The following is a 23593-nucleotide window of genomic DNA, read 5'->3' as shown; positions in this document are numbered from 1 at the left end:
TTATATGAGGTGAGGATAAAATGAACATTAATTTTGGTTTGAATTTGATCCAAGAACAAAAATTAATAATGACACAAGAAATGCAGATGTCTGTTAAACTTCTTCAAATGTCCGCATACGAGCTGGGTCAATATGTAAATAAAGAAATGCAAGAAAATCCGGTACTTGAGGAAAGAGATTTACAAAATTCTAAAAATAATAACACTGAAACAAATGAATATAAAGAAATAATTAAATATCTTGAAAAAGACGATTATAAAATAAAAAATTATAGTGCAAAGTCTGAAAGTGAAGAAGTTTCTCCTTTTTATTATATTGCACAAGAAAAATCTCTTAAAGATTATCTTGTGGAGCAAATAGGCGAGTTAACTGAAAAACCTGAAACTCTGGACATATGTAAATACATGGTGGAAAATTTAGACGCAAAAGGATATTTATCTGTAAAATTATCTGACATATGCAAGGAGCTTACAATATCAAATGAACAGGCTGAAAATGCACTTAAAATTATTCAATCTTTGGAGCCAGAGGGAATAGGAGCTAGGGACTTAAGAGAATGCTTGAAAATTCAATTATATAACCTGGGCAATAATGATGAAAATATTTATAAAATAATTGAAGAGTATTTAGAATTATTGGCAGAAAATAAATATAATGTCATAGCTAAAGAACTAAAAATAACGATTCCTCATGTTCAAAAATATGTAGACATAATAAAAACTTTAGAGCCAAAGCCTTCAAGAGGATTTTATACTGGAGAGACAGTTAAATATATTGTACCTGATGCTTACATCAATAAAATTAATGAGCAATATTTTATTTCTATGAACGAAGATATGCTGCCTAAATTGAATATAAATTCAATGTATAAGGAAATTATTAAAAATGGAAAAGACGTAGAGGCAGTAGAATATGTGAAAGAAAAACTTAATAGTGCAATGTTTCTTATTAAAAGTATTGAACAAAGGAAAAATACTGTATATAGAGTTTTGGAAGAGATTTTGGTAGTTCAAAAGGAATATTTTGATAACGGAGACGAATACTTAAAACCAATGACACTTAAAAAAATTGCTGACAATTTAGAAATGCATGAATCCACTATAAGTCGTGCAATTAGAGAAAAATATGTTAGTGTGAATAGCGGTAAAGTCATTAAAATAAAAGATTTATTTACTAGTGGAATTGCTTCAGTTATAGGTGGAGAGGATATATCTACAATTAATATTAAGAGTGCTATTAAGGAAATGGTAGACACGGAAGATAAAAAAAAACCGTTATCAGACCAAATTATTTGTAATCGATTAAATATAGAAGGGATGAATATTTCAAGAAGAACTGTAGCAAAATATAGAGAAGAACTCCAAATTAAGAGTTCGAGTAAACGAAAAAGATTTTAAGTGAAATATTACTTTTAAGAGTCTTGTTAACACAATGTTAACAAGTTTTTTTCAAATACTAATTTAAAAAAGTTAGTATTTCATTTATAATGTAAGTGGGAACAAAAAATATAAGCTGGGACTTAAAAAGTCCATAGAGGTGTTTAAGTGCAGAACATATTAAAATTACAACAAAAGGTAGTCCCAGAACTCATAGAACTTCTCCAAAAGAGGTATGATATATTAAGAGTGATATATTATAATGGGCCTATAGGACGAAGAATTTTGGCAAATGACATGAATATAAGTGAAAGAATAGTAAGAAATGAAATAAATTTTTTAAAATCTCAGAATTTAATTGAGGTTAATACATCGGGTATGTTTATAACAACTGATGGGGAAGAAATTATAAATAAGTTAAAAGGGTTTATTCATGAAATTAAAGGATTGTCTCAAATTGAGAAGTTTATTGAGAAGCATTTGAATATTCACCAAGTTATAGTTGTTCCTGGAGATGTAGACTTTGATAAAAGTGTGCTTAAAGAACTTGGAAAAGCGGCTGCCACTTATGCTATGGATATTATTAAAGATAATAGTATAATTGCATTAACAGGTGGATCAACAGTTAAACAAGTTGTAGATGGTTTTACTAAAAATAATAAGTACAGTAATATTTTAGTGCTTCCGGCTAGAGGTGGTATGGCAAGAAATGTAGAAATTCAAGCCAATACATTAGTGGCAAGGCTTGCAGATAAAATTGGTGGCAATTATGAATTACTTCATGCTCCTGATAATTTGAGCAATGTAGCACTAGAAACTATATTAAATGAAAAAGAAATAAAAAGCATAATTGATAAGATTCGAAGTGCTGAGGTTCTTATTTATGGTATAGGTATTGCTACAGACATGGCTAGGAAAAGAGGTCTATCGGAAGAAGATATAAGAGAACTAGAAGACTTAGGTGCTGTAGGAGAGACTTTTGGCCATTATTACAATGGACTAGGTAAGATAGTTCATTCTACACCTACTATTGGGGTGAAAAATGAAGATGTTAAAAACATAAAAACTCTAATTGCAGTAGCAGCTGGAAAAAACAAAGCTAGAGCCATCATAGCCACTGAAATCAATCGTTCAAGTACCGTTTTAATAATTGATGAAGCAGCTGCAAAAGAAATTATAAATATTATAGAGAAAACAGAGTAAACTATATAATGATTTTGTAGAAGGAAAAATTATATATTTACATATAATTATTTTTTAAAATTTAGGAGGTTTTGTCAAAATGATAAAAGTAGGAATAAATGGATTTGGTAGAATAGGAAGAAATGTATTTAAAGCACTAGTGGCAAACTATGCTACAGAATTACAGGTAGTAGGAATTAATGACTTAACAGATGCTGCAACACTTGCTCACCTTTTAAAATATGATTCACTTTATGGAAAATTTAACGGAACTGTAGAAGCTAAACAAAATTCAATAGTTGTTAATGGAAAAGAAATTAAAATATTCGCAGAAAGAGATCCCAAAAATATAGATTGGAATTCACTTGGAGCAGAAATAATAATAGAATCTACAGGATTCTTTACAGATGCCACTAAAGCAAATGCTCATTTAGGTGGAAGTGTTAAAAAAGTTCTTATATCTGCACCAGCAAAAAATGAAGATATAACAATAGTACTAGGAGTTAACGAAGAAAGGTACGATGCAGCTAAACATAACATAATTTCCAATGCATCATGTACAACAAACTGCTTAGCACCATTTGCTAAAGTTTTAGATCAAGAATTTGGAATAGTTAAGGGTCTTATGACTACAATTCATTCATATACTGGAGATCAAAGATTATTAGATGCTCCACATAGCGATATGAGACGTGCAAGAGCTGCTTGTGAATCAATGATTCCAACTACAACTGGAGCTGCAAAAGCTGTAGCGCTGGTGCTACCACAATTAAAAGGAAAATTAAATGGATTCTCATTAAGAGTTCCAACTCCAACAGTATCATGCACAGATTTAGTTTGTGAACTTTCAAAAAATGTTACGATAGAGCAAGTAAATGCAGCGTTTAAGACTGCTTCTGAAACTACAATGAAAGGAATTCTTGGATTCTGCGAAGAACCATTAGTTTCAATTGACTTTAGAGGAGACGAAAGATCTTCTATAGTTGATGCACCATCAACTATGGTTATTGGAGATAACATGGTTAAAGTTGTAGCTTGGTATGATAATGAATGGGGTTATTCAAATAGACTCGCAGACTTAACTAAATATGTTGCAGACAGACTATAAAAATTAATTTTACTATAAAACTGTAAGCAAATTATAATTTAACTGTAAGCAAACAGTAAGTAAAATATTAAGGGTTGGTTTTATAGTTAATCTATAGAACCAGGCCTTTTTAATAATTACATCATGCAAAATTTAGCACAAACAATAATTAATACAAGTACAATTATTATAAGTTAAAAAGATTTTGTATAATAAACAGTATGGGAGGAGAATGTGTATGAAATTTAATAAAAAAACCATAGAAGATATCCAGGTTAAAGGTAAAAAGGTGTTAGTAAGATGTGATTTCAACGTACCATTAAGTGAGGGAGCAATTACTGATGTAAATAGATTAGTAGGTGCTATGCCTACAATAAATTATTTAATTAAAAATGGAGCAAAGGTTATTTTATGTTCACACCTTGGAAAACCAAGTGGAGAGCCAAGACCTGAACTTTCACTAGCACCAGTTGCTAAGAGATTAAGTGAAATGTTAGGATCCGAAGTAGTTTTTGCGGCAGATCCAAATGTAGTTAGTGATAATGTAAAATCTGAAGTAGCAAAAATGAAAGACGGAGATGTTTTGTTATTAGAAAATACAAGATATAGAAAAGAAGAAACTAAAAATAGTGAGAATTTTTCAAAGGAACTCGCATCTCTTGCAGATATATTTGTAAATGATGCCTTTGGAACGGCTCATAGAGCTCATTGTTCTACAGTTGGGGTAACGCAGTTTATTGAGACTTCAGTATGTGGATACTTAATTCAAAAAGAATTGAAATTCTTAGGAGAAGCAGTAGATCAACCAGTTAGACCTTTTGTAGCAATTTTAGGTGGAGCTAAGGTTTCAGATAAAATAGATGTTATTGCTAATTTGCTTGAAAAGGTAGATACTTTAATAATTGGTGGAGGAATGGCTTACACATTCTTAAAAGCTGGTGGTTATTCTATAGGAAGTTCATTAGTTGAAGAAGATAAAGTAGAATATGCTAAAGATATGATGCAAAGAGCGGAGGCAAAAGGAGTTAAATTCTTATTACCAGTGGATCATATTGTTGCGGATAGATTTTCAGCTGAGGCAAAGCCTGTAGTTACTGATAATCAAAATATTCCAGATGGGTATATGGGACTTGATATTGGACCTAAGACTTGTGAGATTTACAAAGGTGCTATAAGTATAGCCAAAACTATTATTTGGAATGGACCAATGGGAGTATTTGAATTTGCAAATTTTGCAAAGGGAACTATAGCAGTAGCAGAAGGCATGTCAAAAGTTGACGGAACTACTGTAATAGGCGGTGGAGATAGTGCAGCGGCAGTTAACCAATTAGGATTTGGAGATAAAATGACTCACATATCTACAGGTGGTGGAGCATCTCTTGAGTTTTTAGAGGGTAAATTGTTACCAGGAATCGAAGCTCTTACAAACAAATAATTAAATAAATTTTTTTATTTTAAAGTCATAAATTAATATTAGTTGTTGCCTTCCTCAAAAGTTTTTTTAAAGACAAATGAGGGAGATAACAATTAATATTTCACATATATCACAAAGCAATAATTAGGAGGGTTTTTTATGAGAAAAGGTATAATTGCAGGTAATTGGAAAATGAATAAAACTGTAGGTGAAGCTGTAAGTTTAATCCAGGAAATAAAACCTTTAGTTAAAAATGCACAATGTGAAGTTGTAGTTTGTCCTACATTTTTATGTTTAGATGCAGTAATAAAAGCAGCTAAGGGATCAAATATAAAAGTAGGAGCTCAAAACATGCATTTTGAGGAAAATGGTGCTTTTACAGGTGAAGTTTCACCAGGAATGTTAAAAGATATGGGCGTTGATTATGTTATAATTGGCCATAGTGAGAGAAGACAGTATTTCAATGAAACAGACGAAAGTGTAAATAAAAAACTTAAAGCTGCTTATAATCATAGTATTTCACCTATACTTTGCATGGGAGAAACTCTTGCACAAAGAGAATCAAATATTACAGAAAAAGTATTAGATAACCAAATAAAGTTAGATTTAGCAGGACTTACAAGAGAGCAAGTGGAAAAATTGGTTATAGCTTATGAACCAATATGGGCTATTGGCACAGGAAAAACTGCAACTGCAGATGAGGCTAATGAAACAATTGGATTTATAAGAAAGACTGTTTCTGCTATGTTTGGATCTGATGTTTCGGATAAACTTAGAATCCAATATGGCGGTTCAGTTAAACCATCAACTATAAGTGAGCAAATGGGTAAATCAGATATAGATGGTGGATTAATTGGAGGAGCTAGTCTTAAAGCAGAAGATTTTGCAGGAATAGTAAACTATTAAAATATAAATAAACAGATATATGTTAGAAACAGAGCGGGTGGGAGGAACAAAAATGCCAAAGAAACCAGTAATGCTAATGATTTTAGATGGATTTGGATTATCAGATCACTTAGATGGAAATGCAGTAGTATCAGCAAATAAACCGAACTATGACGCAATATTAAAGAAATATCCAAGTACAAAATTGAAGGCAAGTGGCCTAGAGGTAGGACTACCAGAGGGTCAAATGGGAAACTCAGAAGTTGGTCATCTAAATATAGGTTCTGGTAGAATTATATACCAAGAACTTACAAGGATAACAAAAGAAATTAAGGAAGGAGACTTCTTTAAAAATCCTGCTTTTAATAGTGCTATAGATAAAGCTATTGAAGCAAATTCTTCAATACATCTTTTAGGATTGTTGTCTGATGGTGGAGTTCACTCTCATATTAATCATTTAAAGGCATTATTAAAGCTTGCTATGGATAAAGGCGCTAAAAAGGTTTATGTGCATGCTTTCCTAGATGGCAGGGATGTACAACCAGGTTCAGCGCTGGAATACATAGCAGAACTCGAAGAATATATGAATGAAATAGGTATCGGGAAAATTGCTACTGTAAGTGGTAGATATTATGCTATGGATAGAGATCAGAGATGGGAAAGAGTTAAGCTTGCATATGATGCTATGGTTTTGTCTAAAGGTGAAGAGAGTACATCAGCGACAGAAGCAGTTAAACGTGCTTTTCATGATAATAAGACAGATGAGTTTGTTCTTCCAACGGTTATCATGGAGAATAATAAACCAGTATCCGCTATAAGTAATAATGATAGTGTTATATTCTTTAATTTTAGACCAGACAGAGCTAGAGAGATTACTAGGGCAATAAATGATAAAGTATTCCTTGGATTTGAAAGAGAAACACTAAATTTAAACTATGTGTGTACTACTCAATATGATATGTCCCTAGAAAATGTTGATGTGGCGTATACACCAGAAAGTTTCACAAATACACTGGGGGAATATGTTAGTAAAATGGGCAAAAGACAGTTAAGAATAGCTGAAACTGAAAAATATGCTCATGTTACATTCTTCTTCAATGGAGGAGTTGAGGCTCCAAATGCCAATGAAGATAGAGCACTTATTCCATCGCCTAAGGTAGCTACTTATGATTTAAAGCCAGAAATGAGTGCCTATGAGGTTACCGAGGAATTATTAAAAAGATTGGATTCGGGCCTTTATGACATGATTATACTTAATTTTGCTAATCCAGATATGGTAGGTCATACAGGAGATTTTGAAGCTGCTAAAAAAGCAATAGAAGCAGTGGATATATGTCTTGGAAAAATTGTTGAAAATGTTCTAGAGAAAGATGGTAGTATATTTATAACTGCAGACCATGGAAATTCTGAGCAAATGATTGACTTTTCGTCAGGAAAGCCTATGACAGCACATACTACAAATTTAGTTCCATTTACTTATATTTCAAACCATAGTAAAGAACTAAAGGATAGCGGCATCTTGGCAGATATGGCACCTACAATGCTTTCAGTTATGGGTCTGCCTGTACCGGTGGAAATGACAGGAAAATCATTAATCATAGATTAGCATTAAAATATAAATAAGATTATTATATTATCTAAGTTAAACAAATATTTTCAAAGACTAGTGGATTATTCTATTAACTTAGAAAATAATAACATAAAAAAATTGGAGGCAATAATATATGAAGAACTATATTGAAATTATTGATGTTTATGCAAGACAAATTTTAGATTCAAGAGCATTTCCAACTGTTGAGGTTGAAGTAACCCTGGAAGATGGAACAGTAGCAAGAGCAGCAGTGCCATCAGGAGCTTCTACTGGTATGTTTGAAGCCGTAGAACTCAGAGATGGAGACAAAGATATATATAACGGAAAAGGCGTTTTAAAAGCTATTGATAATGTAAATAATCTAATAGCTGAAGAGTTAATTGGAATGAATGTATATGATCAAATAGCTATAGATAAAGCAATGATAGCTCTTGATGGAACAGACAATAAGAGCAAACTAGGTGCTAATGCAACTCTTGGAGTATCCCTAGCTTGCGCTAGAGCTGCAGCTGAATCACTAGGTCTTGGATTATATCAATATATTGGTGGAGTAAACGCTAAAGTTTTACCAGTTCCAATGATGAACATTATAAATGGTGGAAGCCATGCTGACAATAATGTAGACTTACAAGAGTTTATGATTATGCCAGTTGGAGCAACTTCTTTCAGCGAAGCGCTAAGAATGAGTGCAGAAGTTTACCATTCATTAAAAGCATTATTAAAATCTAAGGGCCTCGCTACTGGTGTCGGTGATGAAGGTGGATTCGCTCCAGACTTATCATCAAATGAAGAAGCTATAAAGATTATAATCGAAGCTATAGAAAAAGCAGGATATGTTCCAGGAAAAGATATATATATAGCTCTTGACCCAGCAGCTTCTGAATTCTTTGAAGATGGAACATACAACTTATCTTCAGAAGGAAGAATATTAACTCCAGAGCAAATGGCTGATTACTATGTAGAATTAGTTAACAAATATCCAATTATTTCTATAGAAGATGGAATGGCTGAGGAAGATTGGGAAGGTTGGAAGTACTTAACTGATAAAATAGGAGATAGAATTCAATTAGTTGGAGACGATTTATTTGTAACTAATACTGATAGATTAAAAATGGGAATTGAAAGAAAAACTGCAAATTCAATTCTTATAAAATTAAACCAAATAGGAACACTCACTGAAACATTAAATGCTATAGAAATGGCTGAAAGAGCAGGATTTACTGCAGTAGTTTCTCATAGATCAGGAGAAACAGAAGATACGAGTATAGCAGACCTGGTTGTAGCTGTGAATGCAGGACAAATTAAAACTGGTGCACCAGCTAGAACCGAAAGAGTTGCTAAATATAATCAGTTATTAAGAATAGAAGAAGAATTAGAAGAAATGGCTGAATATAGAGGACTAAAAGCATTTTATAACATCAAAAGATAACCAATGCTAAATAAGAGTATAGTCTTTATAGGCTATGCTCTTGCATTTTATTGCAAGCTACCTCAGAGTATGCTAAAATAATGTTGTATTCCATGAATAGGGGGGTGTTCACATGCATAGTTTTCTAATAGTTTTACAGGTTATAACATCAATTATTATAATTGTTTCAGTTATGATGCAACCTAGTAAATCAAATGGATTAAGTGGTCTTATAGCAGGAAGTTCTGAGACTTTCTTTGCAAAAAATAAAACGAAAACTGCAGAATCGGTACTAGCAAGAATCACAGCAATCTCAGCAGTTTGCTTTATTTTAACTACGGTTATGTTAAATTTAGTTAAATAATATAATTATCTAAATCACAGTTAAGCACATTCAAATAAATATTTTGGGCTTGTAGCAGTTTATTTAAATAATTTTTAATAAACTGCATTTTTTTATTTCACAGTAAATTATAAAATCACTTGAATAAGGCAAAATACTTGTAAAATATGTAATTTTTGGATTTTGTTAAATTTTAATAGTATAAATATAATATAAATGTTAAAATTGTTTAAAGTAATCAATGATCATTAGAGGTGAAGGATGATGAGTGAATATAGTTCTAAATTAGAAAGTGAAGATATGGATTTTCTTTTTGATGGTATTTTAAGCCTGCAAAATAAGGAAGAGTGCTATAGATTTTTTGAGGATATATGCACTATAAATGAAATTCAAGCATTTGAGCAAAGACTTCAGGTAGCGAAAATGTTAGAAGAAAAAAGGACCTATCTGGATATAGCTAGTACTACAGGGGCAAGTACCGCCACAATAAGTAGAATAAATAGATCATTAAACTATGGTAGTGATGGGTATAAACTTATATTAGAACGTTTGAAATTAAAAAAATAAGTATATTTATTTTCATGTGCCTTATAAATTGGTATAAAAAGAGACGGTTAACATATATTTACTCAGTATAACTAAGGTTAATCGTCACTTGCGTAGCCGTGCATCATCTTCGATGCCGCAATATTAACGACTTCAGAAGGAGATTTATGCTCTTGCTGAAGTTTTTTATATATTATAGTAGGAGCACTCATATATATAAGTATGTAGCTTCCCTTCTGAAATGTCGTTAAAGGAGTGAACATAAATTAGCCGTCTCTATTTTTAAAATTGTTTAAGTTTACACACATTGTGATATAATTATAGGTATGTCTGTTGCAAATAAACAAGTAGTATACTAACTTATTATTTGTTTATTTGCGTCTTGAGAGAAACATAAGTAATGCTAGATGTATCTAGTATTAATATAATATATAAGGAGTGTTTTTATGGATTTAGAAAGCTTATTAAACAAAGAGCAGTGTGAGGCTGCGATAACAGTGGATGGTCCGCTACTCATTTTGGCAGGTGCGGGCTCTGGAAAAACTAGAGTCTTAACTTATAGAATTGCCCATATGATTCAAGATCTAAATATATACCCTTCGCAAATTTTAGCCATAACTTTTACGAATAAAGCAGCTGGTGAAATGAAGGATAGAGTGCGTGCGCTTGTAGGTAATATAGCAGATAATATGTGGATTTCTACCTTCCACTCTAGCTGTGTTAGGATACTTCGCAGGGAAATAGATAAACTAGGATATAATAAGAACTTTACTATATACGATAGTTATGATCAAAAAAGTTTGATTAAACAGTGTATGAAAGAGCTTCAGATAAATGAAAAAGATTTAACAGATTCAGAAATTCTAAATAAAATATCAAATGCTAAAAACGAACTAATTTCTCCAGAAATATATAAAAAAGAAAATGAACATGATTTTAGGAAAAATAAAATTGCTGATATATATGTTCTTTATCAAAAAAAGCTAAAAGGTAATAATGCACTAGATTTTGATGATTTAATTTTTAAAGCTGTAGAACTACTTAAAAATAATAAGGACGTTTTAGAATTTTATCATAAAAAATTTAGATATATTATGGTAGATGAATATCAAGATACAAATAAGGCCCAGTATATGCTTATAAAGCTTTTAGTAGATGAAAAGGAAAATATATGCGTAGTTGGAGATGACGATCAATGCATCTATGCATGGAGAGGTGCTGATGTTACTAATATTTTAGATTTTGAAAGTGATTATCCAGGGGCAAAAGTGGTTAAGCTTGAGCAAAACTATAGATCTTATGGAAATATACTTACGGCAGCTAACGAAGTCATAAGAAATAATTCGGAGAGAAAAGACAAAGCACTAAGGACTGAAAAAGAAAGTGGAGACAAAATCAATTTGTATAGAGCATTTTCAGATAGGGATGAGGCAAATTTTGTAGCAAGTCAGATTAAGGAAATTATGAAGGAAGAAAATAAGAGCTTTAAGGATTTTGCAATTTTATATAGGATGAATTCCCAATCTCGTATTTTTGAGGAAAGTTTTAGGAAGTCTTTAATTCCATATAGAATAGTAGGAGGACTAAAGTTTTATGATAGGAAAGAAATAAAGGATATAATGGCATATTTAAAGCTTATGAATAATCCTCTTGATGATATTGCATTAAAAAGAATTATAAATGTACCTAAAAGAAATATAGGTGATGCAACTATTCAAAAGATTCAAGAGTTTGCAACTGATATAGACCAATGTTTGTATAGTGCTATTCTAGATGTGGAGTTTATACCGTCGCTGACCACTAGAAATACATCATCTATAAATAAGTTTGTTAGTCTTATGAATAGTTTTATGGCTAAAAAGGATGAAATCACTGTATCTGAGTTAATTAAGTCTATTTTGAGTGATACAGGATATTTAAAGCAATTAGAAACATCTAAGGAACCAGAGGATGAGAGCAGAGTAGAAAATATAAAGGAATTAGTATCAGATGCTGTAGAATTTGAAAGAACTTCAGAAGATAAATCACTTTTAGCCTTTTTAGAAGGGGTTAGTTTAGGTTCAAGTGGAGAGAATCCTGAGAATCCTGAGGAAATTGTAGATACTGCAGCAATGATGACGGTGCATAGTGCAAAAGGGTTAGAATTTCCAGTGGTATTCATGGTTGGTATGGAAAATGGTATATTCCCAGGTATGTCTTCCTTTAACAACTTTACGGAAATGGAAGAATCAAGGCGTCTATGTTATGTTGCTATAACAAGAGCAGAAGAAAAGCTTTATATAACATCAGCAGAAAGTAGGATGGTATTTGGAAGAACTGTTGGGTACGCGCCTTCTGATTTTATAAGTGAAATCTCAGAAGGGTTAAAAGAAATTATTGGGGGAAATAAAAATAGGACTGTGCAGGTCTTAAAAAGAAATAAAATTAAGGCGCCACAAAAGTATAATCCTCATGGACTTATGAGTTCAAATGCTGAAGAGAGTAATGCTACCACGCAAGAGTACCTATCAGTTACGGAGCAAGGTAGTAATCAGCAGCAAAGTATGAAAAGTGAAGCTACGATAGGTAGAAAAGTTAAGCATGGTAAATTTGGAATAGGCACCATTGTGTCAATGTCAAGTTCAAATGGTGACACCTTAATCTCAATAGCCTTTGATAATATGGGGATAAAAAAGTTGGTATTAGATAAAGCACCTATAGAAATGTTATAAAACATGTTCCATAAAATAACTAGTCAGTATGCTAGTTATTTTATTTGGTATACTTAATAGTAAGGTTTAGATTTTATGGGAAAGGGTGTAGTGTATGAGTGTGGAAGATAGAATTAACGAAATAAAAAAGATAATTAAATATCACAGTGATAGATATTATAACGAAGATAATCCGGAAATATCAGATTATGAATACGATCAATTAATGCTTACGCTTAAAGCAATAGAGAAGAAGCATCCAGAACTTATCACCTTAGATTCGCCAACTCAAAGAGTAGGTGGAAACGCTAAAAGGAAAGCTGGGGTACTCGTAAAACATAATGTCCCGATGCTTAGTTTGCAAGACGTATTTACCAAAGAAGAAGTCTATGCTTATGTAAATAAAAAGATTGGAGAACTAGAGAGTCCAACTTTTGTTGTCGAGCTTAAAATTGATGGTTTGTCAATGGCTTTACGTTATGTAGAGGGCATTTTAACCGTAGCCGTGACTCGTGGTGATGGAATCATTCAAGGTGAGGATGTCACTGAAAATGCTAAAGCAATTAAGGATGTTGTACGGAAGCTAAAAGACCCTATTCCATACCTGGAAATTCGTGGTGAAGTATATATGGCAAATGAAGCCTTTGATAAGGTTAATCAGCAACAGGAGTTATTAGATAAAAAAATATTTGCCAATCCTAGAAACTGTGCCGCAGGCACATTAAGACAGTTGGATAGTAAAATAACAAAGGAAAGAGAATTATCTCTATTTATTTTTAATATTCAAGATATCAAAGGAATTGAATTTAAGTCCCATACAGAAGGTTATGAGTGGCTGAAAAAGCAAGGCATAAAAGTTATTGAGAATTATGTGAAATGTAAAACAGCTGATGAAGTGTGGAATGCTATTCAGGCTATCTCAGAGGATAGAGGGAATTTAGCATATGACATTGATGGAGTTGTCATAAAAATCGATAATTTAGAGGAGAGAGAAAAACTTGGAAATACTTCAAAAGTTCCGAAATGGGCTATAGCCTATAAATTCCCTCCAGAAGAAAAAGAAACAAAATTAATCGATATTGAAGTATCAGTAGGAAGAACCGGAAGAATTACTCCCACAGCAATATTTGAGCCAATTCGGTTATGTGGAACATCTGTATCTAGAGCAATTCTTCACAATCAAGATTTTATAGATGATTTAGATATAAGAATTGGAGATACAATTGTTGTATACAAATCAGGAGAAATTATCCCAAAGATTAAATCTGTAGTTAAAGAAAAACGTGCTGGCGAATTAAATAGATTTAAGATTCCTGGCATTTGTCCGGTATGCGGGGCACCAACTGTTCGTGAAAAAGATACGGCTGACATCAAATGTACAAATCCTAATTGTTTGGCGCAATTAGAAAGACACATTATTAATTTTGTTGGTAGGACTGCTATGGATATAAAAGGTTTTGGCACGGCATATGTTAAGGAACTTATTTGTTTGGGATATATTAAAGATATTGCTGATGTATATTCACTGTTTAACTATCGGGAAGAGCTTATAGAGCAGGGTATAATTGGAAAAGAAAAGAATACAGATAAGTTGCTAGAGGCTATAGAAAAATCAAAGGGAAATGAAGCACAAAAACTTATGGCAGGCCTGGGAATTCCTGGAATTGGAAAAGTAGCAGCTAAAACAATAATGAATCATTATAAATCTATTGAAAATTTGAAAAATGCATCTTTGGAAGACTTACAAGAAGTTTCTGATATAGGTGAAATAAGTGCTTTAAATATACTAAGATTTTTTGAAGATGATAAAAACTGTGAAATAATTAACAGGTTAAAAGAATATGGTGTAAATATGGCTGTAGAAGACTTAAAACAGGTGGATAATCGATTTGATGGATTAACTTTCGTTGTAACTGGAACATTGACTACTATGGGGAGAAATGAAGCTACAGAAGTGATAGAGAAGCACGGAGGAAAAGTAGCAGGTTCTGTTTCGAGTAAAACCAGTTATGTGTTAGCAGGAGAGAATGCCGGAAGTAAGCGTGCGAAAGCGGAGGAACTCGGAATTACAGTTATATCTGAAGAGGAATTAGTAAATATGTTAAAATAGCTAATATGCGAAGTAATGAACATAGTTATTTTACTTTAAAAAAGTATACAAATGTATAGTCTAGGTTCAAAGGAAATAGTTTGAAAAGTATAAGAAAGAGCATCTAGTTTATCTGGTGCTTTTGTTTTATCTTAAAAGCAATTTCAATTTATAAATAATGTAACAAAAGTAAATCTTCTGAAATGCATGGCAAAAAACTCCGTTTTTATGTATAATAAATATATGTATATAATTTTAACGACATTTCAGAAGGAAGTCTCCCACTTCTATAAATGGGGGTCACATACTACAACAAAAATAAAACTTCAGTGGAGGGATAACAATTGAGAATTGTTATCTGCTCCAGAGGTCTACAAGGGGGTAAATCTCCTTCTGAAGTCGTTAATTACAGCGACCCAGGAGATGATTTAATTAGGACAAGTAGATAACGAACAAAGGAAATATATTAATGATGCTATTAGAGATGAGCTTTTAAATTATGTACCTTTAAATCCCATATCTTTGATTTTATCAAAGGTATGGGATTTAAGTAAATCAATAAGAAATAAAAATATAATTGAAATAACCTATTAAAAAAATAAATTGATTTACAAGGGCAAAAGGGGGCGATGTAATGTAAATATTTAAATGTTTTTTAAAATAAAACAAAGATAGTGTTTACACTATCAAAAAACAAGGGGGAGTATTAGTATGAATAAAAAAATGTGTAACTTAGTAATAGCAATTGCAGTGTCATCATTTACAGTGCCAACACTAACAGTTAGTGCTAGAACTCTAAAAATAATAGAACGTCCAAGTAAGTTAGAACAAAAAGGACAAAAACTAGCAACTGATTTACAAAACCTTAAAAATATAGTGGGTAGGAAAAATCAGGAACAACCTAAAAGTACTGTAGAATTTAAAGCAAGGATAACTCTTAAAAAGAATCAAATAAAAGGCCTAGAAATGGCTAATTACGAACTTAAAAAACAGATAGATGTAAAGCTAATTAAAGTAGGAAGTGTTGTGAAAAAAAGTAAGATAGATAAAATAGAAGCACAAAAAGAATCATTAAAAGAAAGGCTTAAAATTTTGGGTAAAGGTATTGAATTAAAGTTAATAAACGAAGGAGAGAAAAACTTTGAAAAAGTGCTAGATGCTCATATAACAAAATTAAAGGACAGAAATGCAAAGTTAGTAAAATTAAATGGTGATATAGACAAAATAATTAAAGTGATATTGACACCAACACCAACACCAACACCAACACCAACACCAACACCAACACCAACACCAGTACCAGTACCGGCTACAGAACCAGATACAGCACCAGTGGTAAAGGAAGTAGCACCGGCTACAGAACCAGATACAGCACCAGTGGTAAAGGAAGTAGCACCGGCTACAGAACCAGATACAGCATCAGCGGTAAAGGAAGTAGCACCGGCTACAGAACCAGTTACAGCACCAGTAGTAAAAGATACAGCAGCGATAAATTAATTTATGGGCTTAGTAAATAACCCGTAGATATTTATAATAGTTTATAAAGAAAAAGACGTCAAATGGCGTCTTTTTTTATGTTAAGGTCTAATATTTCTTTTTCGGTGAGATTAAAAGTATCGTAAGCTTCAATATCCTTTTTAGGTTGGGCTATATTTTCATGGGCTAAAGATAATTTAGAGGTGTTCTGTATAAGTTTCTCCATTAAATAATTTTTATATCTTAACTGGTCATATATTTTAATTAGTAAAATGAAACCCCAAATTCCGATAAACATAAAAGTTAACATGGCACATATAGCAATTATTTTAATAGTTAAGATTAGCATAAAAAATTCCCCCTATATACCTTTTAATTACATAAATTATGTAAATATATATGTGTATATTATAGCATAATTAAAGTACAAAAAGCTAACACATTGATTAAGAGTTTTTTCAGTAACAGCCCTAAGTTCATGATTTTAAATGGAATTTCAATCTTTTTGCTATAAATATGATTACTTCATACATGAAAGGTTAATACTTTTGATAAGATCCAATTGGAGGTAATTATGAAAAAGTTATTATGCATAATATTAATTTTTATAATGATGTTAAGTAGTGGATGTGTTGAGAAGAAAGTAAAGCCTACAAATTCTAGAAAATATTTAGTTTATAACTTGGGAGAGGTGCCTTCAGATTTGTTAATGCTAAATAGTGATAATATCAGAGAAAAAGATTTGTTGTTAGCTTTATTTGAAGGGTTGGTACGTGAAGATAAATATGGAGAAATAGTGCCTGCTATGGCAGAAAGATTTGATATTTCAGTAGATAAAATAGGGTATACCTTTAAATTAAGAAAGGACCTTCATTATAGCGATGGAAGGTCTATAAAAGCCATAGATTTTGTAAGGTTTTTTCACAATATTCTATTGGAAAAAAACAATGTTTTTGTTGAGCAATTATACTGTATATTTGGAGCTAAGGATTTTAGCATGGGAAAAGTAAAATCTGACAAAGTTGCTATTTTAGCAAAGGATGATTTAACTTTAGAGATAAGACTAAATAGCCCTAATGATTATTTTCTAAATATTCTTAGTAATCCAGTTTTCACTTTAAGGGAAACTAATATGAATAAGAGAAACTGGAAAAATAGCTACGAAGACATTCAATATAGCGGTCCATTTATTATAAAAGAGATAAATGAATATGGAGAAATATATCTATTAAGGAATGAAAAGTATTGGAGGAAAAGTGAAATTGTTAGCAATGAAATGCTGTTTACAACCATAAAGGATGAGGAAAAAACATTAGCAGACTTTGAAACTACTAGGGTTAGTGATACCTCAAAGATTGATGTATTTGTTAGTCCACCAATAAGCGAAGGAAAATCTCTTAGTATGAAAAAGAAAACTATAGCTGTGCCTACAAAGAGTATGTATTATCTAACTTTTAATTTAAATACTAAAGATACAGTAAAAGATAATAATTTTAGAAATGCAATTAGTGCAATAATATCTAAGGAATTTATTATACAAACTATATCAAAAGATTTGGCGGTTCCAGCAATAAATTATACCACTTCTAGCGTGGTTAATGAGGATAGTAGTAAACTGATATTTGATGTGTTTGGGAGTAAAGATAAAGGTGCAAAATATTTAAAGGAATATTTAAAGACCTACAACTATGAAAAGAAAGCAGAATTAATTATAGTATATGAAAATAAAAATCTTGATGATAGGATAGCAAAAGAAATAGCTAAAAACATTAAAGAAAACTTAGATGAAATAGCTAAAAATATTAAAGGATATTTAGATTTAAAAGATTATCTAGATGTAAATGTAGTTTGCAAAGGATATGCAAAAGATGAGCTTAATAAAGTCACAAAGCAGGGAGACTATAATATATTATTCTCAAGAATTGATGAAGAATATGGAGATATTTATAAATTACTTTCAAGATGGACATCCAGCTCAAGCTATAACATCTACGGATACAAGGATTTAGAATATGATAAAATAATTAAAAGTGCGCTATTGCAGAAGGATAAAAAAAACAAAATAAAACTCTATAATGAAGCACAAGAAATATTAGCAAAAGATTTGCCATGTATACCTGTATATATAGTTAATACAGTTATTTGTAAGAAAGAAAATGTTAAAAATATTTATACCACTAAAGGTGGGAATTTAATATTTGATTATGCTTATAAAGAGGATAATACTGCGAAGGGACTTCGCAAACTTGATAATTGATACATGACAATTTATATATCACACTACTTGTGTTCAAGTATAAACATTACCGACATGAATGCATCAAAGTCATTAGCATGTAGTGATAGGTGCTGACGATGGTTTATTTTTTCTATAAACTCCAATATGTGTTAAAGTATATTAAGTATTACATTTTTGAGATATTATGATACAATTATAAGTGTTAAATAATATCAAGTTGTAAAAAAAATATAGGGGGAGAATTAATGGATGTATTGAAAAATGTTTTAAATAAAATAACAATAAATCTACAGAAGGCGTTCAAATATATAGTGAAAGGATTAGAGGATGTAAAGATAACGAAGTAGAAATTTATTTCTTGGATTATGCTTACAAAAGTATATATTGCGTAAAATAAATTTTAGAATTACATGGTGAAGTGAAAGCATTTTAGCAATATATACTTGACTTTATAGCATAATATAAGAAAAACTATTATAACTTAATAGATACTTATTGGTTGCGGAAAAATATTGATAAGAAGAATATAAACATATTTTTACTGCTATCAAAAGATGATTTACTTTGTTTAAAGGTATCTTTTCGTTTATTATATACCACGTTTTTAATGAAGACAGATGCTAGTTCATTACTTTCAGGGGTTGCTATAGTAGACATTCTAAAATCTTCTTCTTGGAGTAAGTCTTCTGATTTTAGTGAAAAATTTCTATAGTGCTCCGTACTATCTAAAGAAGGAGAATCAGGCCAACTTAAAACTAGGCCAGAGTCTATTATTTGATGTTTAAAAATATCTTGAAGCATATAAGAATTTTCTTCCACATTATTAAAATCAGAATAAATCATTAAGCTATACATATATAGCAAGAGTTCATCGCAAGTGTAATTTATTTCTTTATCATTACTTTCCTTTAGCAAAATACCTTTATTACTTTCATATAATTTTGTGAGCTTTTCATATAAATCATCGCTAGTGGCTTTAAATTTGTGCAATGAAGTATTATTATATAAAAGTGTGCAGTTTATAAAAAGCATACAGGAATAATCCAATTTGGCATTAATAATTATAGAGGGCTTAGTATTATATTGCTCTATAAGTAGGTCTGAAAAATCTAGTAATAAATTTTCGCATTTTTCTAGACCAGAGTATTTGTAGAAAACGTTTAAGGCGAGGCATATCTTGTTGAGCTCCTCAAAAGAAACATTATAAATTTCTTCTTTATATTGAATAAACATATTTAGGATATCTAGAGCAAATTTTTCATACTCGTGTTCAGGGTTGTCTTTATCATAAGAAGAATATTTGTAGTAAGCAGCCATCATGAAAGCTTGATCAGAAAATTTAAATTTATTGTTTTTATTTTCAAAATTAAATTCTTGGTTCATTGGATCAGTTAAATCCACTTTATCAACAAAGAGCCCATCTTTATTTCGAAAATAAGAAGCATAAAATTCTAATTGTTCGTTGCATAGCTTAAGGTATAAAGGGCTTAAAGCATATTTAGAATTATCAATGTTCTTAAAGCTACTATAATAGTCCACAAGCTCTAAAAGTGATAAAGTCATGAAGGCATTGCTATTAATAGTTATTTCTTTTTTTACCTTGTTTTCATTCCAAAGTAACGTGCCGTCTTGCGATTTTAATTTAGCATCTGCTTTTTTATAAATACATAAAAGTGGAGAATTTAAATTAATTGTGTTAATATCAATCTTAGAAAAAGATTTAGATTTTAAATCCCGTGCGGGAATATATATCCCACATTTAGAGTCGAAAACTATATCTTTTAATGATTCTTTTGATAAGTAAAAGAATTGATTTTTTATGTTATTTTCGTTTAATGTATTGATTCTTAAAAAAGGTCCTAGAAATTTCAAAATATCACCACCATAAATTAGTCCTTATATAGATAATATGATTACAATTGTTAAAATGTGCTAGTTTTATAAAATAAGAAAGGAAGAATTTATATGAAAATTGGAAAATTAAATTGGGATGATTTAAAACAAATAATCGATAATAATAAAAGTGTTGTCCGTGATGACGTAAGAATTCGAAGTGGAGTAGGGGAAGACTGCAGTGTCATAAATTTTGGTGAATATGAGTGCGTCGTATCCACTGACCCAATAACAGGAGCAGATAAAAATATAGGTAAATTGGCAGTTAATATAAACTGCAACGATATAGCTTCTTGTGGAGTTGAACCTGTAGGTATTTTAGTTACGATTCTTGTGCCGCCTACATCCACCCTTCAAGATATAAAAAATATTATGAAAGAAATTGACGAAGAAACAAAAAAACTGAACGTGGAAATATTAGGCGGGCATACTGAGGTTACAGCGGCTGTGAATAGAATAGTAGTTTCTTGTACAGCAATAGGTAAAGGAAAAGCATGTGGCGCAGTGGCAACTTCAGGAGCAAAGCTTGGAGATGAAATTGTTGTTACCAAACTGTTATGTATGGAAGGAACTTCAATTATAGCAAATGATTACTTGGATAGGGTAAGAGATCTTTTAACTCATAAGGAAATAGAACAAGCAAAAGACTATGTGAATAGTATTAGTGTGGTTAATGAGGGCCGTATAGCTGGAGAGCTTGGTGTTAATTCAATGCATGATATAACAGAAGGTGGAGTGCTCGGAGCCTTGTGGGAGGTTGCAGAGGCTAGTAATTTAGGCTTTAAGGTATATAATAATAAAATGCCAATTAGTGATATTACAATTAAAATTTGTGAAAGGCTTAATATTGATCCTTTGAAGTTTATATCTTCAGGAAGCATGTTAATAACTGCTACTTGTGGAAAAAAACTAGTGGAGGAATTAATTAGTAAAGGAATACAAGCTACAGTGATAGGAAATATAACTGAATCTAGAGGTATATTAGTAACGGATGAGATTCAAAAAGACGTTTTGCCACCTACTAGAGATGAGTTATTTAGTATATAGTTATTTACGATTAGAGAACTAGGAGGAGGAAAAAAATGAAAAAATTAATAGTTGCTAGTAATAATGAGCATAAAATTATAGAGATAAAGGAAATGTTATCACAATTTCCTTTTGAAGTATTATCTTTGAAAGAAGCTAAAATTAATATTGATGTAGAGGAAACGGGAAGTACCTTTATGGACAATGCAGAGATAAAGGCCAGTGAAATTTTCAAAATAGCTGATGGGAATATGGTACTTGCAGATGACTCAGGCTTATCAGTGGAATCATTAAATGGTGAGCCAGGCGTTTTTTCAGCTAGGTTTGCAGGTGTTCATGGAGATACTAAAGCAAATAATGAAAAATTATTATATCTTTTAGATGGTGCTAAAGAGTCACAGCGAAAAGCTAAGTTCATTTGCGCAATGGTACTTATAGTTAATGAAGATAAAATAGTAAAGGTGCAAGGGGAAGTAGAAGGAATGATTACAGCTGAATTTAGAGAGGAAGAAGGCTTTGGATACGATCCACTATTTTTTGTGAAAGAATTTAATAAAACTTTTGCACAGATAAGCACTAAGGAAAAAAATTCTATTAGTCATAGGGGAAGGGCACTAGATAAATTAAAAAGTGAGCTTGAAAAATTAATATAGGTCCGAACATCAATGAAGAGGGTGATTTTAAATGCGTATAGGTGTTATAAGTGATACACATAGGAATGCTAGCTGCATAGAGCAGCTAGCAGGCAAAATAAAGGCATTAGACGTGATTATACACTTAGGTGATAATGTAGATGATATATTAATTATAGAGAAGTATTTTAAGGGAAGAATAATTAATGTGAAAGGCAATTGTGATTTTTCTACAAGCACGCCCGATGATAGGGTAGAAGATATTTGTGGAAAAAGGATTTTCTTAACTCATGGTCATAGGTATAATGTAAAAGAAGGATTGTTAAAATTAAGATATAAGGCTCTAGAAACAGGAGCTAATATAGTTCTATATGGGCACACTCATATTGGAAAAATAGATTTTGAAGAAGGAATATGGTATATAAATCCTGGCAGTGCATCGGAGCCAAGAGATGCAGCCCCGAGTTTTGCTATTATAGATATCCAGGGGGAATCCATAGGATCTAATTTAGTAAGAATTTAGTTTTTTTGCAAATAGTTTTTTAAAACTGTACCTTCAAAATTACAGTTTTTTTAATAGCAATTAAGTATGTGTTAAAACAAAAAAAAGATGCTTTGGTAAAACTTATTTAAATATTCAAGAGAAAAAGTTTAAAAAAGTATTGACGTATTAGCATATGTGGTGTACAATAATCCATGTCGTCACAAAAAAACATTAAAAACAAAAGTTTATGAGGTTAGAGTGAATTTAGCGTATTTAATAGTTTTATAAAGACTTAATGTATATCGGGGTGTAGCGCAGCTGGGAGCGCGCGTGGTTTGGGACCATGAGGTCGCAGGTTCAATCCCTGTCACCCCGACCATTAAAAAAATATGCGGGTATAACTCAATGGTAGAGTGTTAGCCTTCCAAGCTAATTACGAGGGTTCGATTCCCTCTACCCGCTCCAATATGCTTAGGTATATAATAAATATATAAGTGTCTTTAGCTCAGTTGGATAGAGCAACGCCCTTCTAAGGCGTGGGCCGGGGGTTCAAATCCCTTAAGACACACCATATGGTGGGAGTAGTTCAGTTGGTAGAGCGCCAGATTGTGATTCTGGTTGTCGTGGGTTCGAGTCCCATCTTTCACCCCATTTATTGTTGGGATGTCGCCAAGCGGTAAGGCACCACACTTTGACTGTGGCATTCGTAGGTTCAAATCCTGCCCTCCCAGCCAATATGGTTTACTAGCTCAGTTGGTAGAGCACATGACTTTTAATCATGGTGTCCGGGGTTCGATTCCCCGGTAAGCCACCAAAATAGTAATTATTCGCAGGTGTGGCGGAATGGCAGACGCACTAGACTTAGGATCTAGCGCTTTACGGCATGGGGGTTCAAGTCCCTTCACCTGCACCATTACTATTTATAAACAAACAACATGCGGGGGTGGCTCAGTGGTAGAGCGTCACCTTGCCAAGGTGAACGTCGCGAGTTCGAATCTCGTCTCCCGCTCCAAATACGCGGGTATAACTCAATGGTAGAGTGTTAGCCTTCCAAGCTAATTACGAGGGTTCGATTCCCTCTACCCGCTCCAATTTAAGTCTTTAGTATTTATACTAAAGACTTTTTTAAAAATTAATTTTATTTTGCGCCCATAGCTCAGTTGGATAGAGTTGCAGACTTCGAATCTGAAGGTCGTGGGTTCGACTCCCGCTGGGCGCACCAAAAGCGATTA

The 23593-nt window shown here is 32.0% G+C and carries 18 protein-coding genes and 10 tRNA genes; 26 read left to right on the top strand and 2 right to left on the bottom strand.

From position 1 onward, the window contains the following. Positions 1 to 26: 26 nt before the first annotated feature. From rpoN to G9F70_RS21040, 12 genes are all read left to right on the top strand, one after another. Positions 27 to 1397, top strand: a complete 1371-nt coding sequence (rpoN, locus tag G9F70_RS21095) for an RNA polymerase factor sigma-54 (RefSeq protein WP_187352965.1) — start codon at positions 27 to 29, stop codon at positions 1395 to 1397. Between the two features lie 147 nt (positions 1398 to 1544). Beyond that, positions 1545 to 2579 (top strand): sugar-binding transcriptional regulator, encoded by a 1035-nt coding sequence (locus tag G9F70_RS21090; RefSeq protein WP_164944123.1) that lies wholly within the window; start codon positions 1545 to 1547, stop codon positions 2577 to 2579. A gap of 79 nt (positions 2580 to 2658) precedes the next feature. Continuing rightward, complete coding sequence (gap, locus tag G9F70_RS21085; RefSeq protein WP_164944124.1) at positions 2659 to 3666, top strand: type I glyceraldehyde-3-phosphate dehydrogenase; 1008 nt, start codon at positions 2659 to 2661, stop codon at positions 3664 to 3666. 217 nt (positions 3667 to 3883) lie between these two features. After that, positions 3884 to 5080, top strand: coding sequence for a phosphoglycerate kinase (locus G9F70_RS21080; RefSeq protein WP_164944125.1), 1197 nt, complete (start codon positions 3884 to 3886; stop codon positions 5078 to 5080). 138 nt (positions 5081 to 5218) lie between these two features. Then, entirely contained in the window at positions 5219 to 5965 is a 747-nt protein-coding gene (tpiA, locus tag G9F70_RS21075; RefSeq protein ID WP_124999633.1) for a triose-phosphate isomerase, read from the top strand. Positions 5966 to 6017: 52 nt separating this feature from the next. After that, a complete protein-coding gene (gene gpmI / locus G9F70_RS21070) occupies positions 6018 to 7550 on the top strand; it encodes a 2,3-bisphosphoglycerate-independent phosphoglycerate mutase (protein WP_164944126.1) in 1533 nt (510 codons plus the stop codon). Positions 7551 to 7668: 118 nt separating this feature from the next. Then, positions 7669 to 8964, top strand: coding sequence for a phosphopyruvate hydratase (eno, locus tag G9F70_RS21065; protein WP_164944127.1), 1296 nt, complete (start codon positions 7669 to 7671; stop codon positions 8962 to 8964). Between the two features lie 112 nt (positions 8965 to 9076). Beyond that, on the top strand, positions 9077 to 9307 hold the full coding sequence (secG, locus tag G9F70_RS21060) for a preprotein translocase subunit SecG (RefSeq protein ID WP_164944128.1): 231 nt from the start codon (positions 9077 to 9079) through the stop codon (positions 9305 to 9307). A 243-nt stretch (positions 9308 to 9550) separates the two neighbouring features. Beyond that, positions 9551 to 9853 carry a YerC/YecD family TrpR-related protein gene (locus G9F70_RS21055; RefSeq protein ID WP_164944148.1) on the top strand — a complete coding sequence of 101 codons (303 nt, stop codon included), beginning with the start codon at positions 9551 to 9553 and terminating at the stop codon, positions 9851 to 9853. Positions 9854 to 10278: 425 nt separating this feature from the next. Continuing rightward, positions 10279 to 12543 carry a DNA helicase PcrA gene (gene pcrA, locus G9F70_RS21050; RefSeq protein WP_164944129.1) on the top strand — a complete coding sequence of 755 codons (2265 nt, stop codon included), beginning with the start codon at positions 10279 to 10281 and terminating at the stop codon, positions 12541 to 12543. A gap of 94 nt (positions 12544 to 12637) precedes the next feature. After that, complete coding sequence (gene ligA / locus G9F70_RS21045; RefSeq protein WP_164944130.1) at positions 12638 to 14632, top strand: NAD-dependent DNA ligase LigA; 1995 nt, start codon at positions 12638 to 12640, stop codon at positions 14630 to 14632. Positions 14633 to 15322: 690 nt separating this feature from the next. After that, positions 15323 to 16108: a hypothetical protein gene (locus G9F70_RS21040; protein WP_224617724.1), complete on the top strand. Its 786-nt coding sequence runs from the start codon at positions 15323 to 15325 to the stop codon at positions 16106 to 16108. Between the two features lie 58 nt (positions 16109 to 16166). Here G9F70_RS21040 and G9F70_RS21035 read toward each other — a convergent pair whose 3' ends face one another. Further along, a complete protein-coding gene (locus G9F70_RS21035; RefSeq protein WP_164944132.1) occupies positions 16167 to 16436 on the bottom strand; it encodes a hypothetical protein in 270 nt (89 codons plus the stop codon). A 225-nt stretch (positions 16437 to 16661) separates the two neighbouring features. Between G9F70_RS21035 and G9F70_RS21030 the strand changes: the two genes are divergently transcribed. Further along, positions 16662 to 18344 (top strand): peptide ABC transporter substrate-binding protein, encoded by a 1683-nt coding sequence (locus tag G9F70_RS21030; protein ID WP_164944133.1) that lies wholly within the window; start codon positions 16662 to 16664, stop codon positions 18342 to 18344. 474 nt (positions 18345 to 18818) lie between these two features. Here G9F70_RS21030 and G9F70_RS21025 read toward each other — a convergent pair whose 3' ends face one another. Continuing rightward, positions 18819 to 20198: a hypothetical protein gene (locus G9F70_RS21025; protein WP_164944134.1), complete on the bottom strand. Its 1380-nt coding sequence runs from the start codon at positions 20196 to 20198 to the stop codon at positions 18819 to 18821. 93 nt (positions 20199 to 20291) lie between these two features. Here G9F70_RS21025 and G9F70_RS21020 point away from each other — a divergent pair, with 93 nt between their 5' ends. The 13 genes from G9F70_RS21020 (at position 20292) to G9F70_RS20960 (ending at position 23583) form a co-directional block, all read left to right on the top strand. After that, complete coding sequence (locus G9F70_RS21020) at positions 20292 to 21266, top strand: AIR synthase family protein (protein ID WP_164944135.1); 975 nt, start codon at positions 20292 to 20294, stop codon at positions 21264 to 21266. A gap of 35 nt (positions 21267 to 21301) precedes the next feature. Further along, positions 21302 to 21898, top strand: coding sequence for an XTP/dITP diphosphatase (locus G9F70_RS21015; RefSeq protein WP_164944136.1), 597 nt, complete (start codon positions 21302 to 21304; stop codon positions 21896 to 21898). Between the two features lie 31 nt (positions 21899 to 21929). Further along, entirely contained in the window at positions 21930 to 22400 is a 471-nt protein-coding gene (locus G9F70_RS21010; RefSeq protein WP_164944137.1) for a metallophosphoesterase, read from the top strand. A 264-nt stretch (positions 22401 to 22664) separates the two neighbouring features. Continuing rightward, positions 22665 to 22740, top strand: a tRNA-Pro gene (locus G9F70_RS21005). Between the two features lie 12 nt (positions 22741 to 22752). Continuing rightward, positions 22753 to 22826, top strand: a tRNA-Gly gene (locus tag G9F70_RS21000). Between the two features lie 29 nt (positions 22827 to 22855). Further along, a tRNA-Arg gene (locus G9F70_RS20995) sits at positions 22856 to 22932 on the top strand. Between the two features lie 4 nt (positions 22933 to 22936). Then, positions 22937 to 23012 (top strand) — tRNA-His (locus G9F70_RS20990). Positions 23013 to 23020: 8 nt separating this feature from the next. After that, positions 23021 to 23095, top strand: a tRNA-Gln gene (locus G9F70_RS20985). Between the two features lie 4 nt (positions 23096 to 23099). Next, positions 23100 to 23175 (top strand) — tRNA-Lys (locus G9F70_RS20980). Positions 23176 to 23190: 15 nt separating this feature from the next. Further along, positions 23191 to 23274 (top strand) — tRNA-Leu (locus G9F70_RS20975). 24 nt (positions 23275 to 23298) lie between these two features. Beyond that, positions 23299 to 23373, top strand: a tRNA-Gly gene (locus G9F70_RS20970). Between the two features lie 5 nt (positions 23374 to 23378). Next, positions 23379 to 23452 (top strand) — tRNA-Gly (locus tag G9F70_RS20965). Positions 23453 to 23506: 54 nt separating this feature from the next. Beyond that, positions 23507 to 23583 (top strand) — tRNA-Arg (locus G9F70_RS20960). The last annotated feature ends 10 nt before the right edge of the window (positions 23584 to 23593 follow it).

Source organism: Clostridium sp. FP1, from assembly GCF_011065975.2.
GTDB lineage: Bacteria > Bacillota > Clostridia > Clostridiales > Clostridiaceae > Clostridium_AD > Clostridium_AD tagluense.
This window is presented reverse-complemented; position numbering and strand designations above follow the sequence as displayed.

Excerpts from the sequence above, each read along its gene's own strand:
- G9F70_RS21080 (WP_164944125.1), top strand. The coding sequence starts at position 3,884 with ATGAAATTTAATAAAAAAACCATAGAAGATATCCAGGTTAAAGGTAAA.
- G9F70_RS21010 (WP_164944137.1), top strand. The coding sequence starts at position 21,930 with ATGCGTATAGGTGTTATAAGTGATACACATAGGAATGCTAGCTGCATA.
- secG (WP_164944128.1), top strand. The coding sequence starts at position 9,077 with ATGCATAGTTTTCTAATAGTTTTACAGGTTATAACATCAATTATTATA.
- eno (WP_164944127.1), top strand. The coding sequence starts at position 7,669 with ATGAAGAACTATATTGAAATTATTGATGTTTATGCAAGACAAATTTTA.
- gpmI (WP_164944126.1), top strand. The coding sequence starts at position 6,018 with ATGCCAAAGAAACCAGTAATGCTAATGATTTTAGATGGATTTGGATTA.
- tpiA (WP_124999633.1), top strand. The coding sequence starts at position 5,219 with ATGAGAAAAGGTATAATTGCAGGTAATTGGAAAATGAATAAAACTGTA.
- G9F70_RS21020 (WP_164944135.1), top strand. The coding sequence starts at position 20,292 with ATGAAAATTGGAAAATTAAATTGGGATGATTTAAAACAAATAATCGAT.
- G9F70_RS21015 (WP_164944136.1), top strand. The coding sequence starts at position 21,302 with ATGAAAAAATTAATAGTTGCTAGTAATAATGAGCATAAAATTATAGAG.
- G9F70_RS21030 (WP_164944133.1), top strand. The coding sequence starts at position 16,662 with ATGAAAAAGTTATTATGCATAATATTAATTTTTATAATGATGTTAAGT.
- pcrA (WP_164944129.1), top strand. The coding sequence starts at position 10,279 with ATGGATTTAGAAAGCTTATTAAACAAAGAGCAGTGTGAGGCTGCGATA.
- G9F70_RS21035 (WP_164944132.1), bottom strand. The coding sequence starts at position 16,436 with ATGCTAATCTTAACTATTAAAATAATTGCTATATGTGCCATGTTAACT.
- ligA (WP_164944130.1), top strand. The coding sequence starts at position 12,638 with ATGAGTGTGGAAGATAGAATTAACGAAATAAAAAAGATAATTAAATAT.
- G9F70_RS21040 (WP_224617724.1), top strand. The coding sequence starts at position 15,323 with ATGAATAAAAAAATGTGTAACTTAGTAATAGCAATTGCAGTGTCATCA.
- G9F70_RS21055 (WP_164944148.1), top strand. The coding sequence starts at position 9,551 with ATGAGTGAATATAGTTCTAAATTAGAAAGTGAAGATATGGATTTTCTT.
- gap (WP_164944124.1), top strand. The coding sequence starts at position 2,659 with ATGATAAAAGTAGGAATAAATGGATTTGGTAGAATAGGAAGAAATGTA.